Source organism: Lysinibacillus sp. C5.1 (assembly GCF_016350185.1).
GTDB lineage: Bacteria > Bacillota > Bacilli > Bacillales_A > Planococcaceae > Lysinibacillus > Lysinibacillus sphaericus.
Genome location: NZ_CP066226.1, coordinates 2,021,155 through 2,035,454, shown reverse-complemented (window position 1 = coordinate 2,035,454; position 14,300 = coordinate 2,021,155). Strand labels below are relative to the sequence as shown.

Sequence of the window (14,300 nt, the reverse complement as noted above, 5' to 3'; positions counted from 1 at the left end):
AACTTTAGTTTTTATGTCAACAAAAAATCCGCTCGCTTTTTATGGACTTTACAAAACCTTACACCTACTAGTAAGGTATTACATTGTTTTGTCCTTTGAAAGGTCACGGATGTTTATACACGATTGAAAGTACAGACTAGTAAACATGTTCCTTTATTTACTATTTCCCGCATCGTTATATTGGTTATAGAGTGTTATTTGGTTACGTCCATTCCGTTTTGATGTATAAAGTGCACTATCAGCATTATGGATTAATTGTTCGAGTTGCTTAATATAACCATGTTCATTCGTGCTTACACCTATACTAAATTCTAATTGCACGACAGCTTCATTGACTGTCAATGCCAGTGAAGTTAATGAATGATATAGAATTTGAGCTATTATAGAGATTGACTCCCCTTCTCTTAGATGAAGGAGAACAATAAATTCATCACCACCAAAACGTGCGACAATGGATTCGTACGGTTGAAAAAACTGCTGCAATGTGGTCGCTGTAATGGATAATGCATCGTCACCAAATAAATGACCATTTGAATCATTGATTGATTTAAAATGATCTAAATCAATCATCAAAAGAGCAAGTAGTTTTTGATTGCTTGCTGCACTTTTCACCATTTCTTTCGCCTGTTCATCAAAATAACGTCGGTTATAAATATTTGTAAGCGGATCTATATAGGAAGTTCGCTCAAAGTGTTTTTTCTGATCGTTATACTCCATTTCGAATAGTACCTGAGTATAATTCTCCCTTTGTATTTCTAATAAAATATTAATATATTCCTTTTGTACAGCGCTTAAAATAATTTTATTCCCTTGTTCTTCAATAAGCTTAACTAATGAATTGTAAATTGTCTGTAACAAAGATAGATCATTATTTTGCAATGCATAATGCTTTGATTTTTGATACATATCAATTGCTTCACCAATACGACCCTGTTTTTCATATAGTAGTGCTTGCGCATTAAACACCTCTAATTGTGCCTTATTATAAGGAGGGTCTTTTATTGTCATCAATAATTCCTGTAAGAGCGTATTCGCTTCTTCAAATTCCTCCAGCCAAATATGGGCAATAGCTAAATTAGTCTTGGCATGTATAATACCCTTATAGGGGGAATCGTGCTTCAAATCAAATTCATTCGTATAGAATAAGCTTTTTAAGGCAAGTCGCTTTGCCTTTGCATATTTACCGAGTTCAATTTCTAAACCACTTAGATTGTTATAAATTTTCCCCATGCTTTCAATATGTTGAATACGCTCTGCAATTTCTAGCCCTTTCATTAAAAGCTCTTCGCATTTTTTTGTTGTCCGAACGTTCCCCAATAAATGGAGGCAAGTGAATAATATTGAATGACGTCAATATCATTCCCATATAAAAAAGTCAGTTCGCGGTATTTTTCTAATAAATTGATGGATATTTGTAGATCGCCCACTTGATAATAGCTCATACAGCTATAGCGCAATAGATGCATTGCCTTATCATACAACGCTAGTGCATTGGCACTTTCAATAGCGGGACTGCTTAACTCAATATATTCTAAATAGCGATTTGCACTATATAATTCATTTAGGGTAATCCATAGTTCTTCAAATTCTTGTAAATCCATACCGCATCCTCCTTTTTCTTTTCCTACTCCCTTAATACTACATTCGCTTCTAAAATATTACAATTCTTTATCCTTATTTATTTTCCATCATATGAGTAATTTAACCTAATTTAGGAATTTAAAAAACAAGCCTCTTTAAAAGAGACTTGTTTTAATTTATATATTTTTAACATTTTCTATTTTTAGCTCTTTCTTAACTTAGTTAAATTTCATCGGACTCCTGCGTATGAAACGAAAGTGAACGCCCCTAACCATCCAATAAAAAGAGAAAATCCACTTCAAATAGTAGTGGATTTTCTCTTTTTTAGATAAATCGTTTAACGATCGTCTCATATATTGCCACTATGAGTATGCCACCGAGTAACGGAATAAGAGAACTAAAGCTAAAATAAAAACCTTCATTATTGTATTCACCTAGAAATTGAAATTGTAGCCATGGAACGCTATACGTTTCACCAACACCGTATAAAAACCCAGTAGCAAATAAAAATAATGCTATGCACTTTATAAAATTCGCCTTTTGCACACCGTTCACCTCACTGAACATTGGTCATTTCCTCGGCATATGCTAAAATTTCTTCTTTAGTAAATTCAGGATTTTCACTTATAATGTTATATTGGTAGCCATCTTCAGACCAAGAAATAACAAAAAGTTCTCCTAAATCCATGCATGTGCCTTTTTTGCCTCGTACTTGTATTTCTTCTTCATTCCCAAGATTACCAAATTCCTCATTACTAGCTTCTTTAAGAACTGAAACTGAAAATGCAGGTTGGTCATCTTTTTCAAATTCAAAAGAAAATTCTGGGCGCTCTTTCACTTTCATATCGACGATTGAGGATATGGACAAGCCATTCACCTCAGGTACCATTAAAAAGTTACCCAGTTGTTCCTTCACCTCTTCGATTGTTGCCGTTGATGTTTGATTTTGGGGATCTATTTTTTCTACCGTTGCATCTTTTGGAATATCAAAAGTAAACAATTTCTCCTCCATTTTCTTATTAACATCGAGCTTAGAATATTCTTGCGTCGTCACATTGCCTGCGTTCGTCGTAATTGTTTTTAACGTCAACCACGTTTTTTTATCAATCCATACTTCAACATCACCTAATAATGTATTCTTTTTTTGTGCTTTCGCTGTAATATGATACGTATCTCGACCAGCAATTGATTCTTCTCCAGCAATGGTTATATCGTGAGAATCCTTTACTAAGTTTAATAATACTTGGGCGCTGTCTTTTGCCGATTGCCCCATAAAATCTCCTAATTCTCCATTTTCAAATGAAATAATCGTTGCCTTGTTTTCTTTTTTACTATAGGAAATAATTTGTTTACCGTCATTAACAGCAATAACATGATCGCCATCAACAGACATCTCAATCCGACGTTTGCCATCCTTCATCCATTCTTTTACGTTAGCGACTCCGGATTCATCTATATCCAAAGTATATTCTCCATAATAACTTGCTAGCTCTTGTGTTTCTTGTAATGATTGGTCTATAATCTCTTGCGGGGAATAAGATGTCTCTGAATTACAACCAACTAAACTCAATGTCATCAGCGTTATAAGTCCCCCAACTCGTATTGTTTGTTTCCAGTTCATTTGTCATTTTCTCCTTTGTAAGGCGGTAACCAACACAGTACTGCTGTGCCAACTCCACGCTTGGATACCATATTTATTGTTCCACCATGTTTTTCAATAATTTGTTTCGCTATGCTAAGGCCTAGCCCTGTGCCTCGTTGTCCTGTCTTTGTTCGGGCATGATCTGATTGGTACAATGGTTCAAATAATTGCTCGATTTCTTGTTCACCTACACCTGCTCCACTATTTTGCACAACTAAATACATGCCGCTTTTTTTTGTGAGCGCCTCGTTCACAAAATCAAAACCCCAATCGAGTTTTTGATTGCTGATAGCTGCTAAATAAATAGTCGTGCCTAAAGTGCCAAAATGAGTTGCATTACTCATCAGATTGTCAATTACACGTTGCATTTGTGAGGGATGAACAGCAAAGGTACCCTCTACATCACAAAACATTTGCAAGGATAGCCCTTTACTTTGACAAAGTGGTTCATAATCCGAGATTGCCATATCAAAAAATTCCTGTCCTTCTACTGGGACCAGTGTTACATCATAGGTTGTCGATTGAAGCAACGTGTACATAAGTAAATCTTCTAGCATTTGCTTCATATCCATTGCCTTTGTTAAAATCACTGCCCGATATTCTTCCTGCATATGCGCAGTGAGGGAAGCATTTTGTAGACTCTCTGCATATGCTTGAATTGCTGTTAAGGGTGTCTTTAAATCATGTGAAATACTGGCAATCATCAGTTCCTTCTGCTTTTGCTCATTTTTTAAATGGACACGTGCGACCTCAATTTCCCTTTGCATACTTAAAAAAGTATTTGTAAGCTCCCCGATTTCATCTTTTCTTGTAGCCATCACAGCGTCAACATGTTGTCCCTTCCCAAATGAATCCATTTGTTGCATTAATGCTTGTAACGGTCGATGTAATTTACGGTTAAGCAACAAAATGACTGCTGTATAAACGGCTAGAAATAACGTAATCGCGCTCGCTATCACGAGCCATGAACGCCTCTCTACACCTTGAACCCAGTCCTTTCTGATAAGTTGAATTTCATAAATGCCAACTAAATCGCCTTGTTGAAAAACGGGTTCCTTATATGTAAACGCATTGTATTTTTGCTGTAATACATATAAGTTTTTTAACACATTTTCTCTTGAAACAAATCCGGAGGTTAACGGATTAGATGAATAATAAACAAAGCCAGATTTTGCGTATAGCGTAATAGCTAGTTGATCACTCGTAAGTACTTTTACTTGTTGTATATCTGCATCTTTGGCATATAATGTTGGATCGTTCAGGACCGACTTGACATCGTTTAGTGTCGTCCATTTCTCAATATATTCTGCAAAGCTTTTATCATGGTAATAGGCATTGATCCATATATATAAGCCATACGCCCCGCCAATTGGCACAATCATCACAATAAAAAACATCATCAGTAGCCAAGATTTTATTTTCATAACGGTTCTCCTATGAAGCGATAGCCCTTGCCCCAAACTGTTTGAATATAATGTGGTGTTTTAACCGGATCCTGTAATTTTTCTCGTAATGCTTTAATATGCACAGTGACTGTATGTGTCTCGTCTACACTCGCTTGTTGCCAAATATGCTGATATAACTCTTCCTTTGAAAATAGTTGGCCTGGATTTTTAGCCAATAGCTTTAACAGGGCAAACTCTTTTTGAGTTAAGGCTAGTTCTTTGTTTTCCAGTGTTGCTAGTTCTTTATGCCAGTCAATTGCTAAGCCAAATGTAAATGTAGCGACATGTTCTGTCACTTCTATTTTCTTATAGCGTTGCCATCGACGTAAATGGGAGGCAACACGTGCCTTTAATTCTGCCAAGCTAAAAGGCTTTGCTAAATAATCATCAGCACCTTGTAAGCCTTCCACTTTATCAGCCTCGTCTTTACGGGCGCTCATCATTAAAATGGGCACATCACTTTCCCAACGAATATTTTGACAAACAGTAAGGCCATCCATTTCAGGTAGCATCCAATCGACTAATACTAAATCAAATGGTTGCGCTTGAAAGTCTGCTAGCCCTTCTAAACCTGTAGTTGCCCATGTGACGAAGTATCCCTCTTGCTCTAGTGTATCTTTGACGATACGACCTATTGCGTGATCATCCTCTATTAGTAATAGCTTTTCATTCATCGTTTTCCTCCTGTTACATAACCTTACTATGGATTGATGTATTTCTTCTGAACTTTATACTTTCTTTATAATTACCATAGATGGACTCACATGTATTAACAAGGGCAAATTCAAAGCAAAGAAAAAAGAATGCACATAAGTTGTGCATTCCTTCACTATTTTAGAAAAATAAGCTTAAAATAAAGTAAATTGTAGCAGCCATCACGGCAGAGATTGGCATTGTAATTACCCAAGTCGTAACAATTTTACGTGCCATACCCCATTTCACACCTTTGACACGGTGTGCAGTACCTACGCCCATAATAGAAGAAGAAATTACGTGCGTTGTCGATACAGGTAAATGAATTAACGTCGCACCAAAGATGATCGAAGCAGATGCTAAGTCCGCTGCTACACCATTCACTGGGCGTATTTTCATAATTTTACCACCGACTGTTTTAATTATTTTATAACCACCAACCGATGTTCCGAGACCCATCGCACAGGCAGCTGCAAAACGAACCCAAAACGGAATATCGTCACCTTGGTGTAAACCACCTGCAATTAATGCAAGGGTGATAATCCCCATCGCCTTTTGCGCATCGTTCGTACCGTGTGTAAATGATTGCAATGCCGCTGTACCGATTTGCATCGTTCGGAAGCCTTTATTTGTTCGATATAAATTCATATCTTTAAAGATTACTTTAAACAGTGACATCATGAAAAAACCAGCTACAAACGCAAGTAATGGAGAGAAAATAAGCGCCTGAAGGATTTTAATAAAGCCTGTGTAGTTTAGAATATCAAATCCTGCCGCAGCAATTGCCGCCCCTGCAACTGAACCAATTAAAGTATGGGACGAACTAGACGGTATCCCAAAATACCATGTTAATAAATTCCATGTAATAGCTGACAGTAAAGCTGCCAAAATAACCACTGACCCTGTAATATCACCGTCATACGTATTTAGTGTAAACGGGTCAACAATATCTTTCGTTAATGCTTTCGCAACTCCAACAAATGTAATAGCTCCGATAAAGTTCATTACCGCAGCCATGTACACAGCAGTACGTGGCTTTAGGGCACGCGTTGATACAGATGTTGCAATAGCATTGGCTGTATCATGGAAGCCGTTAATAAAGTCGAACACAAGTGCGAATATAACGACTAATATTGTTATCAGTAATATTGTATCCATTTAGTACACTCCATCTTACGCATTTCGCATAATTATTGTTTCGATTGTATTCGCTACTGTTTGACAACAATCTGCAATATCTTCAAATTGTTCGTAAATATCTTTGAATACGATAATGCGCATTGGATCTTTTTCTTGAATAAATAATTGCTTCATAGAAGAACGGAATATCTCATCACATTCACGCTCATAGTCTTTAATTTGAATGGCATGTTTACGCATTTCTACAAGCTTTTTACTATTTAGTAGCTCCATTGCTTGTACCATTTCATCTGTACTTTTAGCAATGTACGTTAGGAATTGACGCATCGGCTCTGTTACTTCTGTTAAGTTGTACATATTAAAATGGGCAATACAGCCTTCCATCCCGTCAATTACATCATCTAATTTATTTGCTAGCGCTAATATATCTTCTCGTTCAATAGGTGTCATAAATGATTTATTTAGCATAACAATTAGCTCATGAATCAGCTTATCACCGCTTGTTTCATATTGTTTCATTGTATCGGCGATCTCTTTTAATGCATCGATATCATGAATACGCGCGTTATGAGCGAAGTAAATACCTTCTTTCACATTTTGAGAAATTTTTAATAAAGCCTGAAAAAATGGATCTTGCTTACTTGAGTTGAACATTATGTTCCTCCTGTTGAATAAATATTGTCGATTTCTGCAACTATCATAACAAAATCTTTACATAATTCTACATAACTTTAAAGATAAATAAATTGAATTTACAATAATGTAATATTAAAATTGCCATATTTCATTCAAACATACGTAAACAAGTTACAAACGTTGGAAATCTTCTAATAAAAAGACGTTTTTTGCTGTTGAATGTAACGTTTTTTCTTTAATTTTTATAAAAATACTTGAAAAAAATTTTTTCTTATAATTTTACAATGTAAAGGAATTGTAAATTTTAAATCCACAAAATATACAAACACCATTGTTATTTTTAGCCATAAGCAGTACGCTTACAAGAAAACATTGTATGATGCAAAAGGATGGTTATTTTCATGGATATTCATTTACTTTCACTTAGTACATTATTAGTATTTGGCTTTATCGCATCCTTTTTAAATGCCATTGTTGGTGGCGGAGGCTTGATTTCTTTACCAGCATTAATGGCGGTAGGATTACCACCAAGTACAGCCATTGCAACGAATAAACTAGCGAATACCATCAGTAATGGCACTAGCATGCTGACTTTTTTGCGGGCAGGTAAAGTCGATTTTAAAAAGATTGGAAAAATCTTACCTTTTATTTTTTTAGGCTCTTTAATTGGTGCATACACTGTGCACCTTGTATCACCTTCGATTTTAAAGCCACTTATGCTTGTTATGCTCGTACTAGTCGCAACTTATACAGTTTTAAAAAAAGATTGGGGACAACAGCCAAAGCAACGTATGTTAAGTATAGGAAAGAAAATAGCCTTTCTTTGTGCGTTTACGGGGGTAGGCTTTTACGATGGTTTTTTTGGCCCAGGGACAGGTTCTTTTTTTATTTTCATCCTTTTAATGATGGGAAATGATTTTTTGCAAGCTGCTGGGAATGCAAAAGCATTTAACTTCACATCGAATTTGGCTGCACTTGTAATGTTTTTAGTATTAGGACAGGTCAATTTTTTATATGGCTTGCCAATGGGCTTCGTTATGATATTCGGTGCTATTTTAGGTTCTAAATTTGCGTTAACACGGGGGACGAACATGATGCGTCTTATTTTTATTGTCATGACGTGTATCTTAATTATCAAAAATGCATGGGATTATGTTGCGCATTTTAACTAGTAGATAGCGAGAAAATATCGCTATCTTTTTTAACAGTCTATATAGACAGAATTTTCAATCAATTGACAATATTTATAAGCATGCTATAATACTTTTGGGCTTCACCGCATTGAAGCGAAGAAGTAATTGTTAGGAGGATTCGTATGTTTCGCATTGAAGCAAAAAGTAACCCTCGATTTATTGAGGCTTGCTTCATTACACTTTTAATTATTGCCACAATGGCCATTAGTATTGGCTATTTAAAAGCAACGCCACATATCCCCATTATTTTAGTAATCTCACTTTTAATTGCCTATGGACTATTGAAAAAAGTACCGTTCCGTGAGCTTGAATCTGGGATGGTTGCTGGTGCCAGTGCTGGTTTAGGTGCTGTCTTTATTTTCTTCTTTATCGGTATTTTAATTTCGAGTTGGATTATGGGCGGCACCATTCCAACGCTGATATATTACGGTTTTTTAACTGTTTCACCTAGCTTTTTCTTTGCCATTGTTTTTCTTATTTGTAGCATTGTCGGGATTTCCGTTGGTAGCTCTTTAACAACAGTTGCGACAGTTGGCGTGGCCTTTATGGGAATCGCTGGCGCAATGGATATTTCGTTAGCCATCACGGCTGGTGCTATTGTTTCCGGCGCCTTTTTTGGCGATAAAATGTCACCGCTATCTGATACAACTAATTTAGCATCGGGTACAGTAGGTGTTGATTTATTTGAGCATATTAAAAATATGGGTTGGACGACTATTCCTGCCTTTGTGATTTCGTTTGCTTTGTATGCCTTGCTATCACCGTCTGGTGCCAATACTTCTTTTGAAACGGTTGAACAATTTAAAATAGGATTACTTTCTACAGGCCTTATTCATTGGTACACATTACTACCAATCGTTGTTCTGGTTATCATGACCTTATATAAAGCACCTGCTCTTATTACACTTGCAGTGGTTTCAATCGTTGGCGTTGGACTTGCTTACATACAAGAACCACTGGCCCTGTCCCACGTATTTGACATGTTGTTTAATGGCTATGTATCCAATACAGGAATTAAAGACGTAGATGCACTGCTTACTCGTGGCGGATTGAATAGTATGCTCTTTACAATCGCTTTAGTATTACTTGCACTTACAATGGGCGGATTATTATTTACACTTGGTATTATTCAAAGTATTTTAGCAAAAATTGAAAGCTTATTTACAAGTGCTGGCTCCGTTATTACGGGTGCTGCGCTAACAGGAATTGGCGTCAACACATTAATCGGTGAACAATATTTGTCCATTTTGCTTACTGGAGAGGCATTTAAAGCGCAGTTTGCAAAGGTTGGACTTGCGCCGAAAAATTTATCGCGTGTCATGGAAGATGCAGGTACTGTTGTGAACCCGCTTGTACCATGGAGCGTGTGCGGAATTTTTATCGCTAGTGTACTAGATATTCCAACAACTACTTATCTACCATTCACCTTCTTCTGTTTGCTTGGTCCAGTTTTAACAATACTATTTGGTTGGAGCGGCAAAACGCTCACAAAGCTTTAATTATTGATATTACCTTAAAAGAGTCTGCTCGTTTACTACGAATTACCCGTAGAGCGAGCGGATTCTTTTTCTTTCTATCATTCCAAATTGGAATCAAAACAGCCCTTTTTTCGAATTTTCGTTCCACACCTCTCTTTGTTATGCTAAAAAACAAAGGAGATGGTAGACAATGACAACAAAATGGAATGCAACTCTTTACGATCAAAAACATGACTTTGTTTCAAAATTCGGAGAAAGTTTAGTCAACTTACTTGCACCACAAAAACAAGAACATATTTTAGATGTTGGCTGTGGCACAGGAGATTTAGCCAACGAAATAACGCAATGTGGTGCAGTTGTACACGGCATTGATGCTTCACATGATATGATTTTAAGCGCTCAACAAAAATATCCTACGCTTACCTTTAACACACAAGATGCAGCTACTATGGACTACACCCATCAATTTGATGCAGTCTTTTCCAATGCAGCGCTTCATTGGATGAAACAACAAGATAAAGTGATTGACAATATCTATCGTGCACTAAAACAACAAGGACGTTTTGTTGCAGAAATGGGCGGCCACGGGAATATCGCTTCTATTGTCGGAGCACTTAGAACAAGTATGGAGGCGCTTGGGCTGCCATATGAAGAGCAGTATTTCCCATGGTATTTTCCAGCAGCTGACGAATATCAAACGATGCTCGAAAAAGTGGGCTTTACTGTACAAATGATTACTTTATATGAACGTCCGACGCCGCTTCAAGGTGACGATGGCTTACGGAATTGGCTTGTTATGTTTAGCAACAACATTCTCCAGCATGTAAGTCAGCATGAAAAAGAACGCGTTTATGCAAAATGTGAAGAACTGTTGCGACCAACTAATTATCGAGATAAACAATGGATTGCTGATTATTGGCGCTTACGTTTTGTTGCAACAAAGGGCTAAAAAATGATTAGCGTCACGAAAAGGTCATGATACGCCACAAAAACAAATGCTAGCGCCACTAATCTTTGAGAAACGTCCCCCGTAGTGCACAACTTCGTTCACAGCAAAAAAAGTGTTAGATTAATGACCATTAATCTAACACTTTCTCTCTATTATGAACGCGGCATTAACATAACCATGACTCCGATAATACAAATACCAGCACCAACTAAATCTAACATGTCAGGCTTTTGCTTATCTATGCCCCAGCCCCACAAGATGGACAGCACAATAAAAACTCCTCCATACGCTGCATAGACTCGACCAAAAGTCGGAAATGATTGAAAAGTCGCCACCACGCCATATAAAGCTAATGCAATCCCTCCAAAAATGCCCCAATAAAATGGTTTGCCTTCCCTTAACCAAAGCCAAATTAAATAGCCACCTCCGATTTCACCAATACCTGCTAATAGAAATAATGCGATTGCATAAATCATATGTTCCCTCTTTCCTTTCCTTTTTACAAATAAAAATAGAGACTGTCCTTACAGCAACAGCCTCCAAATTGTTCCACTCAAGCGCAACGTACTTCTTTTTCATATCGTTATACCCCAATAGGTAATAGTGTCCATTACGCCAATCATGATTAAAATGATACCTGCTACGATTTGTATCACTCTTCCCATTTTCATACTTGTTTTCATAATGGCGCGTTTTGTATCAAATATTTGAATCAGTACCAATATTAAAATAAGTGGCATGGAAGTCGCAAGACCAAAAACCGCTGGCAAAACCAATCCATAGGAAGTAGTAACAACTGTAGGCATCAGCCAAACGAAAAATAGCACAAACATCGTTGGACAAAAGGCAATGGCAAAGCATGCCCCCATTAGAAATGAGCCTGCCTTCCCTTCTTTCAATACAAGCGGGATATGGGATGATATTTGATGCAGCCATTTTAATTTTAAAATGCCGATTAGGACAAGACCTGTTAACAACATAATGGGTCCTATTGTCTTACGAAATATTGGAAAATAAGTAGTTATTGATGTTTCAAATGATTGTCCAAATAGCCAAGCTAATAAGCCAATTAAACTAAAGACAGCAACCTTACCGATCATAAAAGCCATTACTTCGCTCCAATTATTTTTCATTTGAATGGTACGATGACCATAGAATGTTATGGCGCTCAAGTTGCCGGTTAATTGACAAGGTGCTAGTGCGCCAACTAGGCCTAGAAGTAACGCGATAACAAGTGGAGAATGTTCGTAGGAATTTAAAAATAACGTGATGGGTCCACTAACGATTCGACTTATTTCTGACATCATATTATACATGCAAATATCACCTTCTCTTCTAGTAATAGCTCCCTCTGTTTTGATAGACAGCATCACAAACCGTAAAAAATGCTTCAATATCAGCCGTTACGTACTTTGATAAAAAATAAGTGTTGGACACAATATGCGAGAATTCCTTTACCGAATAACTATGGAGCGATTGCTCATCATAAGCAGCTTCAATAACACTTTTCGGTAAAAAGGCAATTCCTAGCCCTTGTTTGACAAAGTTTTTTATAACTTCTGTTTGGTTAACCTGCATGCTTTTATAGCTTGGCAATTGCTGAAGTACTTGTTGTACTTCTTGCCAATAAGACGCGTATTCATGTGTTAAAATCGTTTCTTGTTGTAAAAGCGTCATTGGATCAGTCCATTTTTTCCCTATCGGTACGATAAGTTGGAGTGGCTCTTGGGCAAGCATTTTCGTGTGCACCGCACGGGTGGAGGTTAATTTCGACATCCCTATATCTATAGCTCCCGCATAAACCGCTTCCCCAATTTCATTAGATTTTAACAGTTCAATAGAAAGATGAATGGTAGGGTTTTGTTGCTGAAAACGATCGATAATAGCTGGTAATGTGGAATTCGCTATTTGAGGTGCTACACCTATTGTTAATTTCGAAGTAAAACCACTTTTCATCAATTGTGTACTATGTACTGCTTCATCAACGATTTCTACCACTTTTTCAGCTTGTTGTAAAAAGTGTGCACCAATTCGATTGAGTTTGACATGCTTTGTTTGACGTTCAAAAAGCGTTGTCTGCAATTCCTTTTCTAAATGCTGAATATGTTTGGATACCGTCGATTGCGTGATAAAGCGCCTTTCCGCCGTCTCACGGAAATTTTCCGTTTTCGCCGCAACGATAAACGTGCGTAACCATTCTGTTTCCATATACGCGCCTCTTCTAGTTTTCATTTATTATATCGAAATGTGATGTGACATGAAATCTTTTCTACAATTTTTACATAATGAACGTTGATGCTTAAGCGCTATGAAAAAGAGAGCCCAAAATGCACGTTGGCCCTCCCCTTACCATTTTAAAATCAAGTTAAAAATTGCTTTAATGCATCTATTTGTTGCATCGCTTGCTGATAGCCCATGTCGTAATTTTTACGCATTTGCACTGTATCTTTCTCAAAGCTATTAAGTGCTTGTGTTGGGCGGAATATAAATGCCTTTCCTTGTGCCTCTAATTGTTCACAATAATCAAGTGAAGCGTTATAATGGTCTGCACGTTTTTGCATGCTTTTTACTAAATTCGGATAACGTTTAGCTAGTAGTTTCATAGCCCATTTACTTTGCCGATCTAGCTGTTTACGGTAGCCTTTAGGTCGGGTTAATACTAGTACATGCTTTTTAAAACCCGTTTCAACACCATGCATAATCGGAATTGGCTCTGCTAAGCCACCATCGTAATATGGCGTATTATTTAGTTTGATTTTTGGAAATAAGATTGGTATAGCACAAGTTGCACGCAACATCGTACATTGGCGATCCATTTCCTTTGCATCCATATATTCAACTTGTCCTGTTGCTGCATTTGTTACGCCAAAAAGCAATTTCCCATCATACTGCTTGTACGTATCCCAATCAAAAATATCTAGCTCATTCGGAATCACATTATACGCAAAATCCAAGCCAAATAAGCTTTTTTCTTTAAGGAAATTTTTCAAGCCCATGTAGCGCTTATCATGGCGATAATCCATTAATACACGTAAAGACCGTTCCTTTTGCTGTGATACATACGAGCATGCATTGATTGCACCTGCTGAAATAGCGACAACATAAGGCATCATAATGTCATGCTCTAAAAAAGCATCCAAGACACCAGATGTAAACAATGTACGAAACGTCCCACCCTCTAATATTAAACTTGAATCCTCCACATTTACCTGTAGCATGCCATCACTCTTTCACTCTATATTCTCTTTAGTTTACAGCAAACTTAAATAAGTTTCTTGATTTTTTACAGTATAAAAAATATTGATAATAATATCCATTAAAAGTTATTTAATATTAAAATTATAGTAAGTTAGTAGAGAGGCGAGGAGAACAAATCATGATGTCGGAAGTGACGGATATCACCTAAATTATACGACAAATTGCATGAACAATTAGAGACATTACTAACTCTTTCTAAATTAGAGGCAACAGCATTAGTGGTTCTAGATATTCCTCCAATCCGACAACAACCTATTATTAGAAACCAGTGCACAAATTCGCAAT

The 14,300-nt window shown here is 36.9% G+C and carries 15 protein-coding genes; 3 read left to right on the top strand and 12 right to left on the bottom strand.

The features are described 5' to 3' along the window. Positions 1-153: 153 nt before the first annotated feature. From I5435_RS09580 to I5435_RS09545, 8 genes are all read right to left on the bottom strand, one after another. On the bottom strand, positions 154-1,275 hold the full coding sequence (locus tag I5435_RS09580) for a GGDEF domain-containing protein (protein WP_337983672.1): 1,122 nt from the start codon (positions 1,273-1,275) through the stop codon (positions 154-156). After that, complete coding sequence (locus tag I5435_RS09575) at positions 1,275-1,601, bottom strand: hypothetical protein (protein WP_337983671.1); 327 nt, start codon at positions 1,599-1,601, stop codon at positions 1,275-1,277. The genes I5435_RS09580 and I5435_RS09575 overlap by 1 nt, the downstream gene beginning before the upstream one ends. A gap of 304 nt (positions 1,602-1,905) precedes the next feature. After that, entirely contained in the window at positions 1,906-2,148 is a 243-nt protein-coding gene (locus I5435_RS09570; RefSeq protein ID WP_227665434.1) for a hypothetical protein, read from the bottom strand. After that, a complete protein-coding gene (locus tag I5435_RS09565) occupies positions 2,138-3,202 on the bottom strand; it encodes a LolA family protein (RefSeq protein ID WP_258843216.1) in 1,065 nt (354 codons plus the stop codon). The genes I5435_RS09570 and I5435_RS09565 overlap by 11 nt, the downstream gene beginning before the upstream one ends. Further along, entirely contained in the window at positions 3,199-4,647 is a 1,449-nt protein-coding gene (locus I5435_RS09560; protein ID WP_337983670.1) for a sensor histidine kinase, read from the bottom strand. Before I5435_RS09560 ends, I5435_RS09565 begins: the two co-directional genes overlap by 4 nt. Continuing rightward, positions 4,644-5,342 carry a response regulator transcription factor gene (locus tag I5435_RS09555; RefSeq protein ID WP_025219332.1) on the bottom strand — a complete coding sequence of 233 codons (699 nt, stop codon included), beginning with the start codon at positions 5,340-5,342 and terminating at the stop codon, positions 4,644-4,646. The genes I5435_RS09560 and I5435_RS09555 overlap by 4 nt, the downstream gene beginning before the upstream one ends. A 160-nt stretch (positions 5,343-5,502) precedes the next feature. After that, complete coding sequence (locus tag I5435_RS09550) at positions 5,503-6,519, bottom strand: inorganic phosphate transporter (RefSeq protein ID WP_024363624.1); 1,017 nt, start codon at positions 6,517-6,519, stop codon at positions 5,503-5,505. 15 nt (positions 6,520-6,534) lie between these two features. Then, the gene (locus I5435_RS09545) at positions 6,535-7,155 is read right to left on the bottom strand and encodes a DUF47 domain-containing protein (RefSeq protein ID WP_025219331.1); all 621 of its coding nucleotides are present in this window, start codon (positions 7,153-7,155) and stop codon (positions 6,535-6,537) included. Between the two features lie 383 nt (positions 7,156-7,538). On the opposite strand from I5435_RS09545, the gene I5435_RS09540 reads away from it, so the two are divergent. The 3 genes from I5435_RS09540 (at position 7,539) to I5435_RS09530 (ending at position 10,757) form a co-directional block, all read left to right on the top strand. After that, positions 7,539-8,309 carry a sulfite exporter TauE/SafE family protein gene (locus tag I5435_RS09540; protein ID WP_337983669.1) on the top strand — a complete coding sequence of 257 codons (771 nt, stop codon included), beginning with the start codon at positions 7,539-7,541 and terminating at the stop codon, positions 8,307-8,309. Positions 8,310-8,452: 143 nt separating this feature from the next. Beyond that, positions 8,453-9,829, top strand: coding sequence for a Na+/H+ antiporter NhaC (gene nhaC / locus I5435_RS09535; protein ID WP_024363621.1), 1,377 nt, complete (start codon positions 8,453-8,455; stop codon positions 9,827-9,829). 169 nt (positions 9,830-9,998) lie between these two features. Beyond that, positions 9,999-10,757: a class I SAM-dependent methyltransferase gene (locus tag I5435_RS09530; protein ID WP_024363620.1), complete on the top strand. Its 759-nt coding sequence runs from the start codon at positions 9,999-10,001 to the stop codon at positions 10,755-10,757. 152 nt (positions 10,758-10,909) lie between these two features. Here the strand turns inward: I5435_RS09530 and I5435_RS09525 are convergent, their stop codons facing one another. The 4 genes from I5435_RS09525 to I5435_RS09510 all read right to left on the bottom strand — a co-directional run bounded on the left by I5435_RS09525 (position 10,910) and on the right by I5435_RS09510 (position 13,975). Next, complete coding sequence (locus tag I5435_RS09525) at positions 10,910-11,233, bottom strand: YnfA family protein (protein ID WP_024363619.1); 324 nt, start codon at positions 11,231-11,233, stop codon at positions 10,910-10,912. A 99-nt stretch (positions 11,234-11,332) separates the two neighbouring features. Beyond that, entirely contained in the window at positions 11,333-12,073 is a 741-nt protein-coding gene (locus I5435_RS09520) for an urease accessory protein UreH domain-containing protein (RefSeq protein WP_337983668.1), read from the bottom strand. 19 nt (positions 12,074-12,092) lie between these two features. After that, on the bottom strand, positions 12,093-12,965 hold the full coding sequence (locus I5435_RS09515) for a LysR family transcriptional regulator (protein ID WP_337983667.1): 873 nt from the start codon (positions 12,963-12,965) through the stop codon (positions 12,093-12,095). Between the two features lie 152 nt (positions 12,966-13,117). Beyond that, the gene (locus I5435_RS09510; protein WP_337983666.1) at positions 13,118-13,975 is read right to left on the bottom strand and encodes a patatin-like phospholipase family protein; all 858 of its coding nucleotides are present in this window, start codon (positions 13,973-13,975) and stop codon (positions 13,118-13,120) included. Positions 13,976-14,300: the final 325 nt, after the last annotated feature.

What these genes read in the sequence shown, in the direction of transcription:
- I5435_RS09580 (WP_337983672.1), bottom strand. Translation starts at nt 1,275, where the DNA reads ATGAAAGGGCTAGAAATTGCAGAGCGTATTCAACATATTGAAAGCATG.
- I5435_RS09575 (WP_337983671.1), bottom strand. Translation starts at nt 1,601, where the DNA reads ATGGATTTACAAGAATTTGAAGAACTATGGATTACCCTAAATGAATTA.
- I5435_RS09570 (WP_227665434.1), bottom strand. Translation starts at nt 2,148, where the DNA reads ATGTTCAGTGAGGTGAACGGTGTGCAAAAGGCGAATTTTATAAAGTGC.
- I5435_RS09565 (WP_258843216.1), bottom strand. Translation starts at nt 3,202, where the DNA reads ATGAACTGGAAACAAACAATACGAGTTGGGGGACTTATAACGCTGATG.
- I5435_RS09560 (WP_337983670.1), bottom strand. Translation starts at nt 4,647, where the DNA reads ATGAAAATAAAATCTTGGCTACTGATGATGTTTTTTATTGTGATGATT.
- I5435_RS09555 (WP_025219332.1), bottom strand. Translation starts at nt 5,342, where the DNA reads ATGAATGAAAAGCTATTACTAATAGAGGATGATCACGCAATAGGTCGT.
- I5435_RS09550 (WP_024363624.1), bottom strand. Translation starts at nt 6,519, where the DNA reads ATGGATACAATATTACTGATAACAATATTAGTCGTTATATTCGCACTT.
- I5435_RS09545 (WP_025219331.1), bottom strand. Translation starts at nt 7,155, where the DNA reads ATGTTCAACTCAAGTAAGCAAGATCCATTTTTTCAGGCTTTATTAAAA.
- I5435_RS09540 (WP_337983669.1), top strand. Translation starts at nt 7,539, where the DNA reads ATGGATATTCATTTACTTTCACTTAGTACATTATTAGTATTTGGCTTT.
- nhaC (WP_024363621.1), top strand. Translation starts at nt 8,453, where the DNA reads ATGTTTCGCATTGAAGCAAAAAGTAACCCTCGATTTATTGAGGCTTGC.
- I5435_RS09530 (WP_024363620.1), top strand. Translation starts at nt 9,999, where the DNA reads ATGACAACAAAATGGAATGCAACTCTTTACGATCAAAAACATGACTTT.
- I5435_RS09525 (WP_024363619.1), bottom strand. Translation starts at nt 11,233, where the DNA reads ATGATTTATGCAATCGCATTATTTCTATTAGCAGGTATTGGTGAAATC.
- I5435_RS09520 (WP_337983668.1), bottom strand. Translation starts at nt 12,073, where the DNA reads ATGTATAATATGATGTCAGAAATAAGTCGAATCGTTAGTGGACCCATC.
- I5435_RS09515 (WP_337983667.1), bottom strand. Translation starts at nt 12,965, where the DNA reads ATGGAAACAGAATGGTTACGCACGTTTATCGTTGCGGCGAAAACGGAA.
- I5435_RS09510 (WP_337983666.1), bottom strand. Translation starts at nt 13,975, where the DNA reads ATGCTACAGGTAAATGTGGAGGATTCAAGTTTAATATTAGAGGGTGGG.